The 19,252-nt window shown below is 53.8% G+C and carries 23 protein-coding genes and 1 tRNA gene; 6 read left to right on the top strand and 18 right to left on the bottom strand.

The window, feature by feature from the left end; genetic code table 11:
• Positions 1-122 precede the first annotated feature (122 nt).
• Entirely contained in the window at positions 123-752 is a 630-nt protein-coding gene (locus tag ABLV66_RS02780; RefSeq protein ID WP_045394944.1) for a winged helix-turn-helix transcriptional regulator, read from the top strand.
• Between the two features lie 171 nt (positions 753-923).
• The gene (locus ABLV66_RS02775) at positions 924-1,475 is read left to right on the top strand and encodes a YfaZ family outer membrane protein (protein WP_045394946.1); all 552 of its coding nucleotides are present in this window, start codon (positions 924-926) and stop codon (positions 1,473-1,475) included.
• 38 nt (positions 1,476-1,513) lie between these two features.
• Here the strand turns inward: ABLV66_RS02775 and ABLV66_RS02770 are convergent, their stop codons facing one another.
• The 7 genes from ABLV66_RS02770 to rlmE form a co-directional block, all read right to left on the bottom strand.
• A complete protein-coding gene (locus ABLV66_RS02770; RefSeq protein ID WP_348876255.1) occupies positions 1,514-1,909 on the bottom strand; it encodes a KPN_03583 family lipoprotein in 396 nt (131 codons plus the stop codon).
• A gap of 150 nt (positions 1,910-2,059) precedes the next feature.
• Positions 2,060-2,146 (bottom strand) — tRNA-Leu (locus ABLV66_RS02765).
• Between the two features lie 9 nt (positions 2,147-2,155).
• Positions 2,156-2,485 carry a preprotein translocase subunit SecG gene (secG, locus tag ABLV66_RS02760; RefSeq protein ID WP_015369517.1) on the bottom strand — a complete coding sequence of 110 codons (330 nt, stop codon included), beginning with the start codon at positions 2,483-2,485 and terminating at the stop codon, positions 2,156-2,158.
• 227 nt (positions 2,486-2,712) lie between these two features.
• Positions 2,713-4,050, bottom strand: coding sequence for a phosphoglucosamine mutase (gene glmM, locus ABLV66_RS02755; RefSeq protein WP_015369516.1), 1,338 nt, complete (start codon positions 4,048-4,050; stop codon positions 2,713-2,715).
• Entirely contained in the window at positions 4,043-4,891 is an 849-nt protein-coding gene (folP, locus tag ABLV66_RS02750) for a dihydropteroate synthase (protein ID WP_047044714.1), read from the bottom strand. The genes glmM and folP overlap by 8 nt, the downstream gene beginning before the upstream one ends.
• A 341-nt stretch (positions 4,892-5,232) precedes the next feature.
• Positions 5,233-7,167: an ATP-dependent zinc metalloprotease FtsH gene (gene ftsH, locus ABLV66_RS02745; RefSeq protein ID WP_015369514.1), complete on the bottom strand. Its 1,935-nt coding sequence runs from the start codon at positions 7,165-7,167 to the stop codon at positions 5,233-5,235.
• Between the two features lie 99 nt (positions 7,168-7,266).
• The gene (gene rlmE / locus ABLV66_RS02740; protein ID WP_008806638.1) at positions 7,267-7,896 is read right to left on the bottom strand and encodes a 23S rRNA (uridine(2552)-2'-O)-methyltransferase RlmE; all 630 of its coding nucleotides are present in this window, start codon (positions 7,894-7,896) and stop codon (positions 7,267-7,269) included.
• Between the two features lie 123 nt (positions 7,897-8,019).
• Here rlmE and yhbY point away from each other — a divergent pair, with 123 nt between their 5' ends.
• Positions 8,020-8,313 carry a ribosome assembly RNA-binding protein YhbY gene (yhbY, locus tag ABLV66_RS02735; RefSeq protein WP_002918374.1) on the top strand — a complete coding sequence of 98 codons (294 nt, stop codon included), beginning with the start codon at positions 8,020-8,022 and terminating at the stop codon, positions 8,311-8,313.
• A 152-nt stretch (positions 8,314-8,465) separates the two neighbouring features.
• Here yhbY and greA read toward each other — a convergent pair whose 3' ends face one another.
• Positions 8,466-8,942: a transcription elongation factor GreA gene (greA, locus tag ABLV66_RS02730; protein ID WP_045394952.1), complete on the bottom strand. Its 477-nt coding sequence runs from the start codon at positions 8,940-8,942 to the stop codon at positions 8,466-8,468.
• A 235-nt stretch (positions 8,943-9,177) separates the two neighbouring features.
• Between greA and dacB the strand changes: the two genes are divergently transcribed.
• On the top strand, positions 9,178-10,611 hold the full coding sequence (gene dacB, locus ABLV66_RS02725) for a serine-type D-Ala-D-Ala carboxypeptidase (protein ID WP_047044712.1): 1,434 nt from the start codon (positions 9,178-9,180) through the stop codon (positions 10,609-10,611).
• Positions 10,612-10,655: 44 nt separating this feature from the next.
• Here dacB and cgtA read toward each other — a convergent pair whose 3' ends face one another.
• The 4 genes from cgtA to rplU all read right to left on the bottom strand — a co-directional run bounded on the left by cgtA (position 10,656) and on the right by rplU (position 13,501).
• Complete coding sequence (gene cgtA, locus ABLV66_RS02720; protein ID WP_045377966.1) at positions 10,656-11,831, bottom strand: Obg family GTPase CgtA; 1,176 nt, start codon at positions 11,829-11,831, stop codon at positions 10,656-10,658.
• 15 nt (positions 11,832-11,846) lie between these two features.
• Positions 11,847-12,812 carry a DMT family transporter gene (locus ABLV66_RS02715; RefSeq protein WP_015369509.1) on the bottom strand — a complete coding sequence of 322 codons (966 nt, stop codon included), beginning with the start codon at positions 12,810-12,812 and terminating at the stop codon, positions 11,847-11,849.
• 98 nt (positions 12,813-12,910) lie between these two features.
• Positions 12,911-13,168: a 50S ribosomal protein L27 gene (rpmA, locus tag ABLV66_RS02710; protein WP_002434222.1), complete on the bottom strand. Its 258-nt coding sequence runs from the start codon at positions 13,166-13,168 to the stop codon at positions 12,911-12,913.
• 21 nt (positions 13,169-13,189) lie between these two features.
• Positions 13,190-13,501, bottom strand: a complete 312-nt coding sequence (gene rplU, locus ABLV66_RS02705; protein WP_015703604.1) for a 50S ribosomal protein L21 — start codon at positions 13,499-13,501, stop codon at positions 13,190-13,192.
• Positions 13,502-13,761: 260 nt separating this feature from the next.
• Between rplU and ispB the strand changes: the two genes are divergently transcribed.
• Together ispB and sfsB are read left to right on the top strand one after the other, a co-directional pair.
• Positions 13,762-14,733: an octaprenyl diphosphate synthase gene (ispB, locus tag ABLV66_RS02700; RefSeq protein WP_045394958.1), complete on the top strand. Its 972-nt coding sequence runs from the start codon at positions 13,762-13,764 to the stop codon at positions 14,731-14,733.
• Positions 14,734-14,928: 195 nt separating this feature from the next.
• On the top strand, positions 14,929-15,201 hold the full coding sequence (sfsB, locus tag ABLV66_RS02695; RefSeq protein WP_015369506.1) for a DNA-binding transcriptional regulator SfsB: 273 nt from the start codon (positions 14,929-14,931) through the stop codon (positions 15,199-15,201).
• A 62-nt stretch (positions 15,202-15,263) separates the two neighbouring features.
• Here the strand turns inward: sfsB and murA are convergent, their stop codons facing one another.
• From murA to mlaE, 6 genes are all read right to left on the bottom strand, one after another.
• A complete protein-coding gene (gene murA, locus ABLV66_RS02690) occupies positions 15,264-16,523 on the bottom strand; it encodes a UDP-N-acetylglucosamine 1-carboxyvinyltransferase (protein WP_045394960.1) in 1,260 nt (419 codons plus the stop codon).
• Between the two features lie 54 nt (positions 16,524-16,577).
• Positions 16,578-16,832, bottom strand: a complete 255-nt coding sequence (gene ibaG / locus ABLV66_RS02685; RefSeq protein ID WP_015369504.1) for a BolA family iron metabolism protein IbaG — start codon at positions 16,830-16,832, stop codon at positions 16,578-16,580.
• Positions 16,833-16,968: 136 nt separating this feature from the next.
• The gene (gene mlaB, locus ABLV66_RS02680; RefSeq protein ID WP_047077788.1) at positions 16,969-17,259 is read right to left on the bottom strand and encodes a lipid asymmetry maintenance protein MlaB; all 291 of its coding nucleotides are present in this window, start codon (positions 17,257-17,259) and stop codon (positions 16,969-16,971) included.
• On the bottom strand, positions 17,259-17,894 hold the full coding sequence (gene mlaC / locus ABLV66_RS02675) for a phospholipid-binding protein MlaC (RefSeq protein WP_045394964.1): 636 nt from the start codon (positions 17,892-17,894) through the stop codon (positions 17,259-17,261). Before mlaC ends, mlaB begins: the two co-directional genes overlap by 1 nt.
• Positions 17,895-17,912: 18 nt before the next feature.
• Positions 17,913-18,464 carry an outer membrane lipid asymmetry maintenance protein MlaD gene (gene mlaD, locus ABLV66_RS02670; RefSeq protein ID WP_045394997.1) on the bottom strand — a complete coding sequence of 184 codons (552 nt, stop codon included), beginning with the start codon at positions 18,462-18,464 and terminating at the stop codon, positions 17,913-17,915.
• 4 nt (positions 18,465-18,468) lie between these two features.
• Positions 18,469-19,251 carry a lipid asymmetry maintenance ABC transporter permease subunit MlaE gene (gene mlaE / locus ABLV66_RS02665; protein WP_015369500.1) on the bottom strand — a complete coding sequence of 261 codons (783 nt, stop codon included), beginning with the start codon at positions 19,249-19,251 and terminating at the stop codon, positions 18,469-18,471.
• Position 19,252 lies beyond the last annotated feature (1 nt).

Here is a 19,252-nt window from a genome sequence, read left to right as displayed (position 1 = left end):
TTTCCGCAATAAATCCTAAATGACAACCCTACTTTATCGTTATAGTTTATGGCATCACTATTTTTAATAATCACCATCTATAATTTATCGAATACCTGTACTCTTATACCGAGAGGATCGCAATGAATATTAAACCTCCCGTTCGGCCGCAAGACGCGATCAACCGTCTGATGGCAATGCTGGAACCGCATGCCACGCCAATAAATATGGTCGCAAGGAAAAGGCTTAGCTGGGAATATAAAGGCAAAATCCAGCTCTATCTGTTTAAGAAAGGTGAGTTATCCATTTTTCGCTCATCGGACAGATTACTCATGGTCACCGTCTATGAACCACACCTGTTTGGCGTAGCCGAGATGCTGCAGCCCAGCCGTAGCCACGGCCTTCGCGCGGAAGTCGATACGGAGATCCTGCGGATTGACAGCGACAAAGCCATGCAACTTTTCAGTGAGCATAATATGTGGGAAGAGGTCACCCGGCTACTGGCTTACCATACCTCTTATTTGGTGTATCGCGACGATTTAGTATTACAACAGCGGACTTATTCGGTCATTCGCAATCACTTAATGGAAATGTTGTTGCTTCCTGAAGAGACCCGTTCGCGGGTATCCATGCTGGAATATATTCAGGACCGCACGCATTTGTCGCGCAGCAGCATTCTGAATGTGCTTTCCGCATTGAAAAAAGGTGGCTATATCGAGTTTGCCCGCGGTGGTTATTTACAGAGTATCACCTCCCTGCCTGAGAAGTTTTAACGCACTGCAGTCCCACTTATCGCCTCACGACCATTATTTAAAAATAAACATATAAACGGTAACGGTGGGCGATAAATGCTTTTATTCTGCACATAACTATTAAACCAGAAACCCGTTAATTTTGCCCGAGCGCTCGTATCGGGCATTTTTTTACCCGAAGGAATACGAATAATGAGCATGTTCAGATTGAAATCCATCCTGCTTATCGCCGCCCTGAGCGCCAGCAGCGCCGCCTTCGCTTCCGTTAGTCTTCACGGTGAAGCCGGTTCAGAATTCACCAACTTATCAGCCAGCTTTAATCCGCAGGCTCCCGGAATGACCTTTAACGGGAACTGGGCGCATAGCGATAACGATGGCGATACGGTGGGATTGGGCATGGGCTATAACTTTGACCTCGGTCCGTTCCTGCTGACGGCCGGTGGTAAAGCGGTATACCTGAATCCGAACGATGGCGATGAAGGCTATGCGATTGCCCTCGGCGGCGGCGCTCAACTACCGCTTGGCGATTTCTTTACCTTGTTCGGTGAGGCTTATTATTCCCCGGATTCAATGTCCAGCGGCGTTGATGAATACCTTGAAGCCAATGCCGGCTTACGCGTGAATATCATCAAATCCATGAGCATCGAAGCGGGCTATCGCTATATCGATATGGCGGGTAAACATGACCACCGCGATAACGTCCTGGCGGATGGCGCCTATGCGGGTTTCAATTTCCGTTTCTAAGCGCGGCAAAAGGGATTGCCTGTCGGCAATCCCTTTTTTTATGCGACAGATGGTATGGTTTTCAGCAGCTTATTAATTTCCTGCAAGCCCGCAATATTGTTCTCTTTACGGTAGACGTCGTTCATCGAAGCCATTTGCTCAAGTTTGGTTAACGCACCGTAGACCTGAAACGCCTCGCTATCCTTATCAAAGACATCCCGTTTATCCACATCCTGTAAATAGTTGCTTTTAAGCGACTGGCTTAACTTGCTGATGAGCAGGTTGTTATCCTGAAAACAGTTAACGACCGTTGATGATTCCGGCGCAGGCACGGAATTATTTATAACCGGCACCTGCAGGGTATTCAACGTGTCTACTGTTTCTGGCGAAGAATTGCTGCTGCATCCGGCCAGGCCCAACATACCGGCAATGATAACTACTTTTAAAGTACGCATGGCGTCACTGAACCTCGTCAAAATTGATGAGGGCGACTTTAGCGATTTCACGGGGATCAAAACCAGCGGAGTGTTGTTTATAAATAAACAACGAATAGAGAGGGACAAAAACAAAAAAAGACGCTTTTCAGCGTCTTTTCTCTGGAATATTGGTACCGAGGATGGGACTCGAACCCACAAGCCCGTTAGGGCACTACCACCTCAAGGTAGCGTGTCTACCAATTCCACCACCTCGGTACAGAATACTTAGTGCGGGATATCGCTGGCCGGCTGAGCCGGTGCGGTTGGCTGAGTCTGCTCAGATTTCGGCGCACTCAGATTATCCCACTCACTTCCTTTATTGGTCTTGTTGCTGTTGATATTACCCAGCGCCAGACTGATGATGAAGAACAGCGCGGCCAGGATGCCGGTCATACGGGTCATGAAGTTACCAGAACCGCTAGAACCAAACAACGTGCCAGAAGCGCCTGCTCCGAAGGAGGCTCCCATGTCAGCGCCTTTACCTTGCTGCAGCATGATCAGGCCAACAAGGGCAATCGCTACAATAAGGAAAATTACTAAAAGAGCTTCGTACATAATCAACCTGTTCCTTGCGGATTCGCCGCATACCAAGTGCTTCACCAATAAAGCGGGACGTTTTAATATTTCCCACTGAAGCGGGTGTGAATACTAACCAAAGCGAATAACCTTCGCAAGGGCAATTTTGGCGTATTGTATCAACTGCGGAAAAAAACAGCAAAAAGCGTTTTTATATGCTTAAAAAGGCAGCAACAGCCGCCTTTTTAATCACTTAGACGCGATAGTTATACGCTTTTGACCGCATCGGCGATACGGTGGGCAAATTCCTTCACCTGCGCTTCATGCTCGCCTTCAACCATCACGCGAATCAGCGGCTCTGTGCCGGATTTACGCAGCAGCACGCGTCCACGGTTCCCCAGCGCAGCCTCTACTTCGGCAGTGACCGCTTTTACGCTGTCATGTTCCAGCGGGTTGCCGCTGCCTTCGGTAAAGCGTACGTTGACCAGAATCTGCGGGAACATTTTCATACCGCTGCACAGATCGTGCAGGCTCATATGATTACGCACCATCGCCGCCACCACCTGCAGGCTGGCGACAATGCCATCGCCGGTGGTGGTTTTGTCCAGCAGAATCACGTGTCCGGAGTTTTCCGCGCCGATACGCCAGCCTTTTTCCTGCAGTTTTTCCAGCACGTAGCGGTCACCCACTTTCGCACGGGTAAACGGAATGCCAAGTTGCTTCAGCGCCAGCTCAAGACCCATGTTGCTCATCAGCGTGCCGACTGCGCCACCGCGCAGCTGACCCTGACGCAGACCCTCACGGGCGATAATATAGAGGATCTGATCGCCATCGACTTTATTACCTTCATGATCAACCATGATGACGCGATCGCCATCGCCGTCGTAGGCGATACCCAGATCGGCTTTTTCCGCCAGCACGCGTGCCTGCAGCGCGCGGACGTCGGTTGCGCCGACCTCTTCGTTAATATTTAGCCCATCAGGCTCACAGCCCATCGCGATAACCTGTGCGCCCAGTTCACGGAATACATTCGGCGCAATGTGGTAAGTCGCGCCGTGGGCGCAATCCACCACTACCTTCAGCGAACCGAGGCTCAGCTCATTCGGGAAAGTGCCTTTGCAGAACTCAATATAGCGGCCTGCGGCATCGACAATACGGCTGGCTTTCCCAAGCTCAGCGGAATCAACGCAGGTCAGCTCTTTTTCCATCTCTGCTTCAATCGCTTCTTCGACGTCATCTGGAAGCTTAGTGCCTTCGATGGAGAAGAATTTAATACCGTTGTCGTAGAAAGGGTTATGAGAGGCAGAGATGACGATTCCCGCTTCAGCGCGGAAGGCGCGGGTCAGATAAGCGATTGCCGGCGTCGGCATAGGGCCGGTAAACGAGGCGGACAAACCCGCAGCCGCCAGGCCAGCTTCCAGCGCGGATTCCAGCATATAGCCGGAAATTCGCGTGTCTTTGCCGATAATGATTTTACGTGAACCATGGCGCGCGAGCACTTTGCCGGCCGCCCAACCCAGTTTCAGCACGAACTCAGGCGTAATAGGTGCGTCGCCAACGCGGCCACGAATACCATCGGTGCCAAAATATTTGCGGTTACTCATAACGTTTATTTTCCTTAGCGGCCAGGGTGGCTTCCACCACGCGCAGCGCTTCTACCGTTTCTTTGACATCATGGACGCGAATTATCTGCGCGCCCTGCATTGCAGCAATGACTGCGCAGGACAAGCTGCCGCTCAGCCGTTCCGACGGCCCTACGTTCAACAGCTGACCCACCATCGACTTACGCGACATCCCCACCAGCAGCGGGAGGCCAAAATGATGGAACTCCCCTAGTCGGGCAAGCAGTTCATAGTTATGGGAAAGATTTTTACCGAATCCGAATCCCGGGTCGAGCAACAATTTTTCTTTTGCGATCCCCGCCTGTTCGCAGCGCACAATGTGTTCAGCAAAAAAACGGTCAACATCGGCAAAAACATCTTCGTACTTCGGCGCTTCCTGCATCGTTTTCGGCTGCCCCTGCATATGCATCAGGCACACCGGTAGCCCGGTTTGCGCGGCGGCCTGCAGGGCGCCAGGCTCGGTTAATGAACGGATATCGTTAATGATATGCGCGCCAGCGTGTGCGGATTCGCGAATGACCTCGGCTTTCGAGGTATCAACCGAGATCCAGACTTCAAAACGTTGTGCAATTGCCTCAACCACCGGGATCACCCGCGCCAGCTCTTCCTCGACGCTGACATCCGCCGCGCCAGGCCGGGTTGATTCACCGCCGATATCAATAATAGTCGCCCCGGCGTTGATCATCAGGTTGGCATGCTTAACCGCTTCAATCAGTGAATTGTGGCTGCCGCCATCGGAGAAGGAATCCGGCGTAACGTTAAGGATCCCCATCACATGCGGATGGGAGAGATCGAGCGTTGACCCCTGGGCGTGTAATTGCATGTTTTCTTTCCGCTATGGTTTGTACAGTTGTCGTTCGGACAGGGTTCAGCCCGTACCATCTTAGAGATTCTGACGGTGACATCATTCAATTCCTCAAAAGGAATAATGAAGCGCCGGCGTTTAAATATTCAAAAAATGAATATTATCAGACAGACGATGCATCCGCGCGTGTTGCAGCCGCCTCCATCCCGAAAACATTTTACGCGATGGACGATAGCATGCCATCGCTATAGTTATGTTCCGAAAGAGGAACGCTGAAGACCGGCACATAAAACAAAAGGGCCGCAGCGGATTAGGCTGCGGCCCTTATTAGTCAGAGCGCTTTGGCAAAGCGTGGAGACTTATTTGTCGCCCAGCTGTTCCGACATGGTATTACCCGGATTCGGCGTACGCGGTTCATCAACCGGACGCGGCGCCGTCGGGGTGCCATTGTTGCCAGAGTTATTAGAAGAACCCGGTTCTTCCCAACCCGCCGGCGGACGAACATCGCGACGAGCCATCAGGTCGTCAATCTGCGGCGCATCGATGGTCTCATATTTCATGAGCGCATCTTTCATCGCGTGCAGAATATCCATGTTGTCGTTCAGCAGCTGGCGAGCACGACCATAGTTACGCTCAATCAGCGATTTCACTTCCTGGTCGATGATACGCGCGGTTTCATCAGACATATGCTTCGCTTTCGCGACGCTACGGCCGAGGAACACTTCGCCCTCTTCTTCGGCATACAGCAGCGGGCCGAGTTTGTCAGAGAAGCCCCACTGGGTAACCATGTTACGCGCCAGGTTAGTCGCAACTTTAATATCGTTGGACGCGCCGGTAGAAACATGTTCCGCACCGTAGATAATCTCTTCCGCCAGACGACCGCCGTACAGGGTGGAAATCTGACTTTCCAGTTTCTGACGGCTGGCGCTGATAGCATCGCCTTCCGGCAGGAAGAAGGTCACACCCAGCGCACGGCCGCGCGGGATAATCGTCACTTTGTGTACCGGATCGTGTTCTGGTACCAGACGGCCGATAATCGCGTGGCCCGCTTCGTGGTATGCGGTCGATTCTTTCTGCGCTTCCGTCATCACCATGGAGCGACGTTCCGCACCCATCATGATTTTGTCTTTCGCTTTTTCGAACTCAACCATCGAGACGACGCGTTTGTTGCCACGGGCAGCAAACAGGGCTGCTTCGTTCACCAGGTTCGCGAGGTCAGCACCGGAGAAGCCAGGAGTACCACGAGCAATAATTGCCGCGTCGATATCCGGCGCCAGCGGTACGCGACGCATGTGAACTTTAAGGATCTGCTCACGACCACGAACATCCGGCAGACCAACGACAACCTGACGGTCGAAACGGCCAGGACGCAGCAGTGCCGGGTCCAGAACGTCCGGACGGTTAGTCGCGGCGATAACGATGATACCTTCGTTACCTTCGAAGCCGTCCATCTCAACCAGCATCTGGTTCAGGGTCTGCTCACGCTCATCGTGACCACCGCCAAGACCGGCGCCACGCTGGCGACCGACGGCGTCGATTTCATCGATGAAGATGATGCAAGGCGCTGCTTTCTTAGCTTGTTCGAACATGTCGCGTACGCGAGACGCGCCGACACCCACAAACATTTCTACGAAGTCAGAACCGGAAATAGTAAAGAACGGCACTTTGGCTTCGCCGGCGATAGCTTTCGCCAGCAGCGTTTTACCGGTACCCGGAGGGCCGACCATCAGGACGCCTTTCGGGATTTTACCGCCCAGCTTCTGGAAACGGCTCGGTTCGCGCAGATATTCAACCAGCTCGCCTACTTCCTCTTTCGCTTCGTCGCAACCGGCAACGTCAGCAAAGGTGGTTTTGATCTGGTCTTCGGTCAGCATTCGGGCCTTGCTCTTGCCGAAGGACATCGCGCCCTTTCCGCCGCCGCCCTGCATCTGACGCATAAAGAATATCCAGACGCCGATCAGCAGCAGCATCGGGAACCAGGAAATGAAGATGGAAGCCAGCAGGCTTGGTTCTTCCGGCGGTTCGCCAACTACTTTGACGTTTTTAGTCAACAGGTTGTCGAGCAGCTTCGGATCGTTAACCGGAATGTAAGTCGTGTAACGGTTACTATCTTTCTTGGTAACGTTGATCTCACGTCCGTTGATACGCGCTTCGCGAACCTGGTCCTGATTGACCTCTTGCAGGAAGGTAGAATAATCCACCTTGCGGCCATTCGACTCGCTGGGCCCAAAGCTCTGGAATACTGACATCAGCACAACGGCAATGACCAGCCAGAGTATTAGGTTTTTCGCCATGTCACTCAAGGGATTAACCTCTTATTACAACTGTGTTAAAAACAGCGTCAGGATACTCTATATCCAGCGTCTTTCAAACTTTCGTTTGAAATCTACCGGTTATGGTTTACGCCCGGTCGCTACAATATACACTTCACGCGAACGAGCGCGGGAAGAGTCCGGCTTACGAACTTTGACCTTCGTAAACAGGGAGCGAATTTCTCTAAGATACTCATCGAAGCCTTCGCCCTGGAACACCTTCACAACAAAACTACCACCTGGCGCTAATACATCACGAGACATTTCAAGCGCCAGTTCTACCAGATACATAGCCCGGGGAATATCCACCGCCGGTGTTCCGCACATATTCGGCGCCATATCGGACATGACAACTTGTACTTTACTGTCGCCTACTCGCTCAAGTAACGCTTTCAGGACTAATTCATCACGAAAGTCGCCCTGAAGGAAGTCCACACCGACGATTGGATCCATTGGTAAAAGATCGCAAGCGATGATGCGGCCGCTGTTTCCGATCTGCGTAACCGCGTATTGCGACCAGCCACCGGGTGCAGCGCCAAGGTCGACTATCGTCATCCCCGGCTTAAAAATCTTGTCACTTTGCTGTATTTCATCAAGTTTAAACCAGGCACGGGAACGTAACCCCTTTTTCTGTGCCTGTTGAACATATTTATCGCTAAAGTGTTCCTGAAGCCAGCGGCTTGAGCTGGCAGAACGCTTTTTACCTGTCATTTAACATTCCCATTCGGGTTCATCGTACTTTACTGCGTAAAAATCGACGCGGTAGTTTGGCGATATATGGGAGATGGCGGTAGAATGACCCGTTTTCAATCCCAACGTAAGCAAAAAAATACGATGAATCTGAGTACTAAACAAAAACAGCACCTGAAAGGTCTGGCACATCCGCTCAAGCCGGTAGTTATGCTTGGCAATAATGGTTTGACCGAAGGGGTACTGGCCGAGATCGAACAAGCGTTAGGGCACCATGAGCTCATCAAGGTGAAGATCGCCTCAGAAGATCGCGAAACTAAAGCCTTGATCGTGGAAGCCATCGTGCGTGAAACCGGCGCCTGTAACGTACAGGTCATCGGTAAAACGCTGGTTCTGTACCGCCCAACGCCAGAGCGTAAAATCTCGCTGCCACGCTAAGAATATCCTGAATCCCGACACAACATTGTGTAAAACGAGGGATTTCTGTGGCCAGGCGAGCAAAATGCCATGCTCCTGACGTTGATAAAAGGCCGCTATGCGGCCTTTTTCCTTTCTTTACAATCTATAAACATCGTAGCGGGAAATACGCCTTACAGGTACTCAACCTTGGTAATTTCGTATTCCACTTCACCACCCGGGGTACGGATAGTGACGACGTCATCCTGCTCTTTGCCAATCAGACCGCGGGCGATCGGTGAATTCACAGAGATGAGATTCTGTTTAAAATCCGCTTCGTCATCGCCCACGATACGGTAAGTCTGCTCTTCGTCGTTATCCAGGTTCAGCACGCTGACCGTGGAGCCGAAAATCACGCGGCCATTATTCGGCATCTTAGTGATATCGATAACCTGCGCATTCGACAGTTTTGCTTCGATATCCTTGATACGACCTTCGCAGAAGCCCTGCTGTTCGCGGGCAGCGTGGTATTCCGCGTTCTCTTTCAGATCGCCGTGCTCACGCGCCTCGGCGATAGCAGCAATAATTTCTGGACGACGTACGGACTTCAGGAAATCCAGTTCTTCGCGCAGTTTTTCTGCGCCACGTAAGGTCATCGGAATAGCTTGCATTTGTTATACCTCTTTATCATTCCTTCATGGAACGGACGGAGTCGTTCCGCCATCGGTCACGTCTTAGCCATGGCCGAAGCAAAAAGAAAACCGACCCGGGAAACACTCCCCAGGTCAGCAGCAATTTTCAATTTGATACGCATTTTACCCTGAAGTTCACTATGGGTCATCGTTTACTTTACAGGGTGATGCACCGTAGTATGACGGCTTGGTTTCAGGTTGTTAGCGCGAGATTATGCGATTTCCCAGATTTATCATCGGATTGACTGCCGGTATAGCGCTTAGCGCTCAGGCCGCGAATATTGACGAGTACATTAGTCAGCTTCCTGCTGGCGCGAACCTTGCCTTCATGGCGCAGAAGGTTGGCTCCCCGACGCCGGAGATAGACTTCCACAGCCAACAGATGGCGCTGCCTGCCAGTACCCAGAAGGTGATCACCGCGCTGGCGGCGTTGCTGCAGCTGGGGCCGGACTTCCGCTTCACCACGACGCTGGAAACCAAAGGCTCGCTTGACGGCGGTGTGCTGAAAGGCGACCTGATTGCCCGCTTCGGCGGCGATCCGACGCTAAAGCGTCAGGATATCCGCAACATGGTGGCGTCGCTGAAAAAAGCCGGCGTACAGCGCATTGAAGGCAATGTGCTTATCGATACCTCGGTTTTCGCTAGCCACGATAAGGCCCCCGGCTGGCCATGGAATGACATGACGCAGTGCTTCAGCGCCCCGCCAGCGGCAGCGATTGTTGATCGTAACTGTTTCTCCGTCTCACTCTATAGCGCGCAGAAACCCGGCGATTTGGCCTTTATCCGCGTGGCCTCTTACTATCCGGTCACCATGTTCAGCCAGGTGCGGACGCTCGCCCGCGGCTCCGCAGAGGCGCAGTATTGCGAGCTGGACGTCGTACCAGGCGATCTTAACCGCTACACCCTCACCGGCTGCCTGCCGCAGCGCAGCGAGCCGCTGCCGCTGGCGTTCGCCATTCAGGACGGCGCAGGCTATGCAGGCGCGATCCTGAAAGCCGAGCTCACCGATGCGGGTATCACCTACAGCGGCACTCTCTTGCGCCAGACCCTGGCTAACGATCCGGGCACCGTGCTGGCGACGACCCAATCGGCGCCGTTGCACGATCTTCTACGCATCATGTTGAAGAAATCCGACAACATGATTGCCGATACGGTGTTTCGTACTATCGGCCACGCGCGAATGGGCGTGCCGGGAACCTGGCGCGCCGGTTCCGACGCGGTGCGGCAAATTCTGCGCCAGCAGGCGGGTATTGACCTCGGTAACACGATTATCGCCGATGGCTCAGGCCTGTCCCGGCACAATCTTATCGCGCCGGCGACGATGATGCAGGTATTGCAGTACATCGCTCAGCACGATAACGAGCTCAACTTTATCTCGATGTTGCCGCTTGCCGGACACGATGGTTCGCTGCAGTATCGCGCCGGTCTTCATCAGGCGGGCGTTGACGGTAAGGTTTCGGCGAAGACCGGTTCGCTGCAGGGGGTATATAACCTGGCAGGTTTCATTACCACCGCCAGCGGGCAAAAGATGGCCTTCGTGCAGTATCTCTCCGGCTATGCGGTGCCGCCGGGCGACCAGCGCAACCGCCGCATACCATTGGTGCGCTTCGAAAGTCGACTGTATAAAGATTTGTACCAGAACAACTAAAACAAAAGGGCCGCATCAGATGATGCGGCCCTTTTTACTCAGAATTAACGTTTGTAGATGAATTCGACGCCTTCTTCGTCGTCTTCGTCCCAGTCGTCATCCCAGTCTTCGTCATCTTCTTCCAGTTCGGCTTCTTCAAGCTGCTGACGGTGATAGTCGTCCCACATGAACTCGACTTTCTCCGGCTTCTGCTCTTCTTCCGCCTGCACGATTGGATTTTCGATGATAAAGGTCATCACGTCCCAGCACAGGTCTTTAACGCCCTGCTGGCTGGCCGCGGAGATCAGATAGAACTTATCTTCCCAACCCAGCGCTTCGGCGATGGCCTTCGCTTTGGCTTCAGCCTCCGCTTTGTCCATCAGGTCAATCTTGTTGAAGACCAGCCAGCGCGGTTTAGAGGCCAGCTTCTCGCTGTATTTCTCCAGTTCGCCGATGATAATGCGCGCGTTTTCTACCGGATCGGAACCGTCGATAGGCTCGATGTCGATAAGGTGCAGCAGCACGCGGCAGCGCTCGAGGTGCTTAAGGAAGCGAATACCAAGGCCAGCGCCTTCCGCTGCGCCCTCAATCAGCCCCGGAATATCGGCGACCACAAAGCTCTTCTCGTTGTCCATACGCACCACGCCCAGGCTCGGCACCAGGGTGGTAAATGGATAGTCGGCCACTTTCGGCTTCGCCGCGGAGACCGCGCGAATGAAGGTGGATTTACCGGCATTCGGCATCCCCAGCATCCCCACGTCGGCCAGCAGCATCAGCTCGAGCTGCAGATCGCGCTTATCGCCCGGCGTACCCATGGTTTTCTGACGCGGGGTACGGTTAACGGATGATTTGAAGCGCGTGTTGCCCAGACCATGCCAGCCGCCTTTCGCGACCATTAAACGCTGACCATGCTTGGTCATATCGCCCATGGTCTCGCCGGTTCCCTGGTCGATGACGCGGGTCCCTACAGGCACTTTCACCGTGACATCTTTACCGCGTTTACCGGTACAGTCGCGGCTCTGACCGTTCTGTCCGCGTTCTGCGCGGAAAGATTTTTCGAATCGATAGTCGATCAGGGTGTTGAGGTTCTCGTCCGCTTCCAGCCAAACGTCGCCGCCGTCACCGCCATCGCCGCCGTCCGGGCCGCCTCGCGGAATATATTTTTCGCGGCGGAAGCTAACGCAACCATTGCCGCCGTCACCTGCTACGACCAGGATCGTTGCTTCATCTACAAACTTCATTTTACTCTCCGTAAATCATTCGCCTGAGCGGGGCAGCGGTACAACCGCTTCTCGCTTGCGCCAGCGTCCCCAAAGACGATGGCCAATGGCGGAATACATCGCGCCCGCAACCACGACAAACGCACCGAGATAACCAATCAGGTTTAACATCGGTCTGGCGAAAACATCGGGCCAGGCCATTGATAATAAATCAGAAAACAGTAGCGTAAACAGTGGCGTTAAGGTAATTAACGCGCTGACCTGCGCCGCCTGCCAGCGCGCCATGGCTTCCGCCAGCGCCCCGTAGCCGACCAGGGTATTCAGCCCGCAAAAAATCAGGCAAGCCAGTTGCCAGTCGCTCAGTTGGGAGATAACCCCCGGTTTAGCGAGTGGCAGTAAAGCAATCGTACATAAAGTGTACAGCAAAAATAGTATCTGCTGTGATGCCAGGCGCCGCAATAACACCTTTTGCGCGACCCCGTAGCTTACCCACACCGTTGCCGCTGCGACACCAAAAATTACCCCCCACGTGTAGTCCGTGAGACGGGTAAAGATTTCAATCAGGCTGGTGTTGAAGAACATCACCAGCCCGCTGAGCAACATCAGCGCCCCTACAACCTGGGTACCACGCATGCGCTCTTTCAGAATCACAACGCTTGCCACCATCATACCGACCGGTGATAACTGGCCGATGACCTGGGAGGCCGTTGGACTGAGATATTGCAAGGAAGAGCTGAACAGAATGAAGTTACCGAACAGACCGCCGGTAGCAATCGCTAATAAAACCAACCAGCGCGGCTTGCGAAAAATACGCAGCGGCGGCAGCTTGCCTTTGATGGCGAGGATCGCGCCAAGACCAATACTGGCCATCAAAAAGCGATAAAAGACCACCGTTGGCGGCTCCATCACTTCGAGAACCTGCTTCATTGCAATTGGCAGTGCTCCCCAACACATCGCGGTGGTTAGCGCCAAAAGAATGCCTATGCCGGCCTGCTGCTTCATGATGCCCGTTTTCCCTGCAGAAATTTTTCCGGGATTCTAATGTAAAAAGCCCCGCAACGTGTTGCGGGGCTTTCATCCGTCACCAGGACGCGAAAAACTTATTCAGCAACGATGCTGATGAATTTACGGTTTTTCGGGCCTTTAACTTCGAACTTGACTTTACCGTCAGTCAAAGCGAACAGAGTGTGGTCACGGCCGCAACCAACGTTGGTGCCAGCGTGGAATTTGGTACCACGTTGACGAACGATGATGCTACCTGCCAGAACAGCTTCACCGCCGAAACGTTTTACGCCCAGACGTTTAGCTTCTGAATCGCGACCGTTACGAGTCGAGCCGCCAGCCTTTTTATGTGCCATTTAAATCTACTCCCTCAAGTCTTAGGCGCTGATGCCAGTGATTTTCACATCAGTGAACCACTGACGGTGGCCTGCTTGCTTACGATAGTGTTTACGACGACGAAACTTAACGATTTTAACTTTCTCGCCACGACCGTGAGCAACAACTTCAGCTTTGATTACGCCGCCCTCAACGAAAGGAACGCCGATCTTGATTTCTTCACCGTTTGCGATCATCAGAACTTCAGCGAACTCAACAGCTTCGCCAGTTGCGATGTCCAGCTTTTCCAGGCGAACGGTCTGACCTTCGCTTACTCGGTGTTGTTTACCACCACTTTGGAAAACCGCGTACATATAAAACTCCGCTTCCGCGCACCTCTTCGTGTGATTCAGAGTGCGCTATAAATATTCACAATAGGGCGCGAATATTACGCAAAACGCGACCCTTTGACAAGAGCGATCATCGATCAACGCAGAAAAAAAACACAACTTTCACGCTAACGTTTATCTGCGCTGATTTTTCAGTACAATCATATCTTCTTTTAATTCTATCTTAATCCTTCTGTGATCCCACCTGGATTCGCGGTAACAGGACATTTGGCCCGGCTTTTGCGATGAATTTAGAAAAAATCAATGAGTTAACCGCGCAGGATATGGCGGGTGTCAATGCGGCAATCCTCGAGCAGCTCAACTCAGATGTACAGCTTATCAATCAGTTAGGCTACTACATCGTCAGCGGAGGCGGTAAACGTATTCGTCCGATGATCGCCGTGCTTGCAGCGCGTGCGGTCGGCTATCAGGGGAATGCGCACGTCAACATTGCCGCACTGATCGAATTTATTCATACCGCGACCCTGCTGCATGACGACGTCGTCGACGAGTCCGATATGCGCCGCGGCAAGGCGACGGCCAATGCCGCGTTCGGTAACGCCGCCAGCGTACTGGTGGGCGACTTTATCTACACTCGCGCCTTCCAGATGATGACTCGCCTCGGTTCGCTGAAGGTGCTGGAGGTGATGTCGGAAGCCGTAAACGTTATCGCCGAAGGTGAAGTCCTGCAGTTGATGAACGTCAACGACCCAGATATCACAGAAGAGAACTATATGCGGGTCATCTACAGTAAGACCGCCCGTCTGTTTGAAGCCGCTTCGCAGTGTTCCGGCATCCTGGCTGGCTGCAGCGCGGAAGAAGAACAGGCGCTGCAGGATTATGGTCGTTACCTCGGCACCGCGTTCCAGCTGATTGACGATCTGCTGGATTACAGTTCCGATGGCGAACGCCTTGGCAAAAACGTCGGTGATGACCTGAACGAAGGCAAACCAACGCTGCCGCTACTGCACGCGATGCATCACGGTACCCCGGATCAGGCGGCGATGATTCGCGGCGCTATAGAGCAGGGTAACGGGCGCCATCTGCTTGACGCCGTACTTGAAACCATGGCGGCCTGCGGTTCGCTGGAGTGGACGCAGAAACGTGCGGAAGAAGAAGCCGATAAAGCTATCGCCGCGCTGCAGGTTCTGCCGGATACGCCGTGGCGCGAGGCGCTCATCGGCCTTGCCCATATCGCCGTTCAGCGCGACCACTAATCCCCCCCTTTCTCCCGCGCGCATTGCGCGGGAGAGTTCCAATAAAATCCAATATCCTTCAAATAACGCCAGAAACCTTAATATATTCCGAATATACAGGAACGATAATGGAACTTGTTAAAACCATATAAGAACCAGGGTATAGTATTTCAGCCGTCCGTATTGACGCGCAGACAGTTATCACCGGGAGAATTTATGGATAAGTTCATCGACTGGCATTCAGCGGATATCATTGCCGGCCTTCGCAAAAAGGGGACATCGCTCGCAGCTGAGTCGCGACGTCACGGTTTAAGCTCTTCTACGCTTGCCAACGCACTAACCCGTCCGTGGCCAAAGGGCGAATTGATTATTGCTAACGCGCTGGGAACCGATCCGTGGGTTATTTGGCCATCGCGTTATCACGATCCCATTACCCATCAGTTCATCGACAGAACGCAGATGATGCGTCAGAAGAGAAATAAGACCTAAGGTGAGGGAGAGCTCGATAACAGCCCCCGGACGGACGTCAGAGGGCTGCTACCGAAGCGGGACTACTCGCCCTTGACGCGTTCGATATTCGCGCCCAGAGCCTGCAGTTTATCTTCGATGCGCTCATAGCCGCGATCGATGTGATAGATACGGTCGACGATGGTCGTCCCTTCCGCAATACAACCCGCCAGTACCAGGCTTGCGGATGCACGCAGGTCGGTCGCCATGACCTGTGCGCCGGACAGCTTCGCGACACCATGGCAAATCGCGGTATTGCTCTCGATTTCCGCGTGCGCGCCCATACGGATCAGTTCCGGAATGTGCATGAAGCGGTTTTCGAAGATGGTTTCGGTGATAACGCCAGTCCCTTCAGCCACCAGGTTCAGCAAGGTGAACTGCGCCTGCATGTCGGTTGGGAAACCCGGGTGCGGCGCGGTACGCACGTTGACCGCTTTCGGACGGTTGCCGTGCATATCGAGGCTAATCCAGTCTTCACCGACTTCAATATCCGCGCCAGCTTCGCGCAGCTTCGCCAGCACCGCATCCAGGGTATCCGGCTGCGCATGGCGGCACATAATTTTACCGCCGGAGATCGCCGCCGCGACCAGGAAGGTACCGGTTTCGATACGGTCCGGCAGCACGCGATAAACGCCGCCGCCGAGACGCGCGACGCCTTCGATGGTGATACGGTCGCTGCCCTGGCCTTTGATTTTCGCGCCCAGCGCGTTGAGGAAGTTGGCGGTATCGACGATTTCCGGCTCGCGCGCGGCGTTTTCGATAACCGTGGTGCCTTCAGCCAGCGTCGCCGCGCTCATGATCGTCACGGTCGCCCCTACGCTCACCTTATCCATCACGATATGCGCGCCTTTCAGACGCCCATTGACTGATGCCTTCACATAGCCTTCTTCCAGTTTGATTTCCGCGCCCAGCTGTTCCAGGCCGGTAATATGCAGGTCGACCGGACGCGCGCCGATAGCGCAGCCACCCGGCAGAGAAACCTGACCCTGACCGAAACGCGCCACCAGCGGCCCCAGCGCCCAGATGGAAGCGCGCATGGTTTTCACTAAATCGTACGGAGCACAGAAAACATTTACCGGACCGGCATCGATCCATACGGAACCATTGCGCTCGACCTTCGCGCCCAGCTGGCTCAGCAGCTTCATGGTGGTATCGATATCTTTCAGCTTCGGTACATTCTGGATTTCAATCGGCTCTTCGGCTAACAGCGCGGCAAAGAGGATTGGCAGGGCAGCGTTTTTAGCGCCGGAAATGGTGACCTCGCCCTGCAGGCGAGTCGGCCCCTGAACACGGAATTTATCCATTGATTCTGTTCTCGGTTAAAAATTCATCAACGCTGTAGGGAACATCCCTACAGCTTAAAAGCCATTAAGTTTGCGATCGCGCGCCCATTCTTGCGGGGTAAACGCTTTGATCGACAGCGCATGAATGCGATTGTCGGCAATATATTCCATCAGCGGCGCGTAGATAGCCTGCTGTTTTTTTACCCGGCTCATGCCGTCAAACATCTCACCCACAGCGATAACCTGAAAGTGGCTGCCATCGCCAGAGACGTGGACTTCCTGAAGGGAGAGTGCGTTCATCAGCACGGTCTGAATTTCATGATTTTCCATGGGATCACATTTTTCTGAGTGTGAAAACAGCCCAACATCTTAGAGGAAAGTGGCGCTGTCTTAAACAAGCAAAAAGCCCCATCGAACAGATTGATGGGGCTTTCAGAATAGCTTCAGCATTAACCTACTGAAAAATTTACGGGATCATGTCTGCCGGAAGGTTGTAAAGACTCACCAGCGTTTGCAGGTTTTCGCTTTTTCCTACCACTTGCGCCGTTTTGCCCTGCCGGCGTACCAGCGCGACAAAATGAACCAGCAACGCCACTCCGGCGCTATCGACCCGCGAAACATCGCTGAGGTCGATAGTGGATACGCCGTCGGTGGCCTGCGCGCGGGCGTTCCACAGCGGCAGTATAAATTCCTGATCCAGTTCGCCGCGCAACGCCAGGCGTTCACCGTCGCGGTTCCAGCTCAGTTGCTCGCCCATTATTTTTTCTGTTCCAGAGTGATAGGCTGGGCAGAAATAGCTTTCAGCTGCGCGGTCAGACCGTCAACGCCTTTCGTACGCAGCAGATCGCTCCACTCGTTTTGTTTGGTAGTGATCATGCTGACGCCTTCGGCGATCATGTCATAAGCCTGCCAGTTGCCGGTCTGGGTATTTTTACGCCATTGGAAGTCCAGGCGTACCGGAGGACGGCCATTCGGGTCGAGGATGGTGACGCGAATCGGTACGATGGTTGCGCTGCCCAGCGGCTGCTCAGGCGCAATTTGATAAGTCTGCCCGTGATACATGGCCAGCGCCTGACCGTAAGCCTGTTTCAGATATTCGCGGAAGGCGGCAAAGTAGGCTTCACGCTGTGCAGGCGTCGCCTCTTTGTAGTAACGGCCCAGCACCAGCGCGCCGGCGTATTTCACCTGCACGTAAGGCAGCAGTTCCTGATCGACGATATCACGCAGATAGTTTGGGTTCGCTTTGATCTTCGGCTGTTCGTTCTTCAGACGATCGAAGGTCTTCTGCGCCGCCTCGTCCATCAGCTTATACGGGTTAGTTTGATCCGCGGCATGCGCGGCGGTCAGTGGAGCAATCACCAGCATGGCGACCATGAGTAAGCGTTTAAACATATCTTGTCTCTCCTGAAATTAATGCGTCATGCCGGCCTGCGGCGTAGCGTCAGTATGACTCTCAGCCGCCGCCTTATCATTGTCAGAATTCTGATTATCGCCGCCCTTGCTGTTATAGAGGAACTGGCCTATCAGATCTTCCAGTACCATCGCGGACTTGGTGTCCTGAATCGTACCGCCGTCTTTAAGAATAGCGGTGCCCAGTTCCGGATCTTCGAAACCGACGTTCAGCGCCAGGTACTGCTCCCCGAGCAGGCCGGAAGTACGAATCGCCAGCGAACTGGTATCCGGAATGTGGTTGTAGCTTTCGTCGATATCGATGGCAACACGCGGCAGATAGGTTTTCGGATCGAGGGTAATATCGGCAACGCGACCGACCACCACACCGCCGATACGCACCGGTGAACGCGCTTTCAGACCGCCGATGTTATCGAAGGTCGCATAAAGACGGTAAGTCGGTTCGGTACGCAACGAGGTCACGTTCGCCGCCTTCAGACAGACAAACAGCGCCGCTAGCAGCGCCGCCAGTAAGAACACACCTACCCAGATCTCATTTTTTTTCGTTTGCATGAACTTAATTCCCAAACATCAGCGCAGTCAGCACAAAATCCAGCCCCAGAACCGCCAGCGACGAATGCACCACGGTGCGCGTCGTTGCCCGGCTAATTCCAGCGGAAGTGGGGATAGCGTCATAACCATTGAATAACGCAATCCAGGTTACCGTAACGGCAAAAACCAGACTTTTAATCAGGCAGTTAACCAGATCCATTCGCCAGTCGACGGCATTTTGCATCGCGGTCCAGAAGAACCCTGCGTCGATGCCTTTCCAGCTTACGCCAACCAGCGAACCGCCCCAGACCCCCACGGCGACGAAAATGATCGTCAACAGCGGTAGCGAGATGACCCCGGCCCAGAAGCGCGGCGAAATCACCCGGCGCAGCGGATCCACCGCCATCATCTCCATGCTGGAGAGCTGCTCGGTCGCCCGCATCAGGCCAATCTCGGCGGTTAACGCCGAACCGGCTCGCCCGGCGAACAGCAGCGCGGCCACCACCGGCCCCAGTTCGCGCAGCAGCGACAGCGCCACCAGCATGCCCAGACTGGTCTCAGCGCTATAGGTCGTTAATACCAGATAACCCTGCAGCCCCAGTACCATTCCGATGAACAGCCCCGAGACGATAATAATCAGCATCGATAGCACGCCGACGTTATACAGCTGGCGTACCAGCAGCGGCGCATGCTTGCGAAATTCCGGCTTGCCCACCACGGCATTAAACAGCATTAATCCGGCGCGCCCGAAGGTCGCGGTGGTTTTGATGCCGCGGTGTCCGAGCGCTGCCAGCGCATTAAATAGCATG

The sequence above is a fragment of the Klebsiella sp. CN_Kp073 genome (genome assembly GCF_040065495.2).
Lineage (GTDB): Bacteria > Pseudomonadota > Gammaproteobacteria > Enterobacterales > Enterobacteriaceae > Klebsiella > Klebsiella aerogenes.
The sequence above is the reverse complement of the archived record's forward strand: the minus strand, read 5'-3'. Positions and strand labels throughout refer to the sequence as shown.

Coding starts and splice junctions, on each gene's coding strand:
- ABLV66_RS02780 (WP_045394944.1), top strand. CDS start 123: ATGAATATTAAACCTCCCGTTCGGCCGCAAGACGCGATCAACCGTCTG.
- ABLV66_RS02775 (WP_045394946.1), top strand. CDS start 924: ATGAGCATGTTCAGATTGAAATCCATCCTGCTTATCGCCGCCCTGAGC.
- ABLV66_RS02770 (WP_348876255.1), bottom strand. CDS start 1,909: ATGCGTACTTTAAAAGTAGTTATCATTGCCGGTATGTTGGGCCTGGCC.
- secG (WP_015369517.1), bottom strand. CDS start 2,485: ATGTACGAAGCTCTTTTAGTAATTTTCCTTATTGTAGCGATTGCCCTT.
- glmM (WP_015369516.1), bottom strand. CDS start 4,050: ATGAGTAACCGCAAATATTTTGGCACCGATGGTATTCGTGGCCGCGTT.
- folP (WP_047044714.1), bottom strand. CDS start 4,891: ATGCAATTACACGCCCAGGGGTCAACGCTCGATCTCTCCCATCCGCAT.
- ftsH (WP_015369514.1), bottom strand. CDS start 7,167: ATGGCGAAAAACCTAATACTCTGGCTGGTCATTGCCGTTGTGCTGATG.
- rlmE (WP_008806638.1), bottom strand. CDS start 7,896: ATGACAGGTAAAAAGCGTTCTGCCAGCTCAAGCCGCTGGCTTCAGGAA.
- yhbY (WP_002918374.1), top strand. CDS start 8,020: ATGAATCTGAGTACTAAACAAAAACAGCACCTGAAAGGTCTGGCACAT.
- greA (WP_045394952.1), bottom strand. CDS start 8,942: ATGCAAGCTATTCCGATGACCTTACGTGGCGCAGAAAAACTGCGCGAA.
- dacB (WP_047044712.1), top strand. CDS start 9,178: ATGCGATTTCCCAGATTTATCATCGGATTGACTGCCGGTATAGCGCTT.
- cgtA (WP_045377966.1), bottom strand. CDS start 11,831: ATGAAGTTTGTAGATGAAGCAACGATCCTGGTCGTAGCAGGTGACGGC.
- ABLV66_RS02715 (WP_015369509.1), bottom strand. CDS start 12,812: ATGAAGCAGCAGGCCGGCATAGGCATTCTTTTGGCGCTAACCACCGCG.
- rpmA (WP_002434222.1), bottom strand. CDS start 13,168: ATGGCACATAAAAAGGCTGGCGGCTCGACTCGTAACGGTCGCGATTCA.
- rplU (WP_015703604.1), bottom strand. CDS start 13,501: ATGTACGCGGTTTTCCAAAGTGGTGGTAAACAACACCGAGTAAGCGAA.
- ispB (WP_045394958.1), top strand. CDS start 13,762: ATGAATTTAGAAAAAATCAATGAGTTAACCGCGCAGGATATGGCGGGT.
- sfsB (WP_015369506.1), top strand. CDS start 14,929: ATGGATAAGTTCATCGACTGGCATTCAGCGGATATCATTGCCGGCCTT.
- murA (WP_045394960.1), bottom strand. CDS start 16,523: ATGGATAAATTCCGTGTTCAGGGGCCGACTCGCCTGCAGGGCGAGGTC.
- ibaG (WP_015369504.1), bottom strand. CDS start 16,832: ATGGAAAATCATGAAATTCAGACCGTGCTGATGAACGCACTCTCCCTT.
- mlaB (WP_047077788.1), bottom strand. CDS start 17,259: ATGGGCGAGCAACTGAGCTGGAACCGCGACGGTGAACGCCTGGCGTTG.
- mlaC (WP_045394964.1), bottom strand. CDS start 17,894: ATGTTTAAACGCTTACTCATGGTCGCCATGCTGGTGATTGCTCCACTG.
- mlaD (WP_045394997.1), bottom strand. CDS start 18,464: ATGCAAACGAAAAAAAATGAGATCTGGGTAGGTGTGTTCTTACTGGCG.
- mlaE (WP_015369500.1), bottom strand. CDS start 19,251: ATGCTATTTAATGCGCTGGCAGCGCTCGGACACCGCGGCATCAAAACC.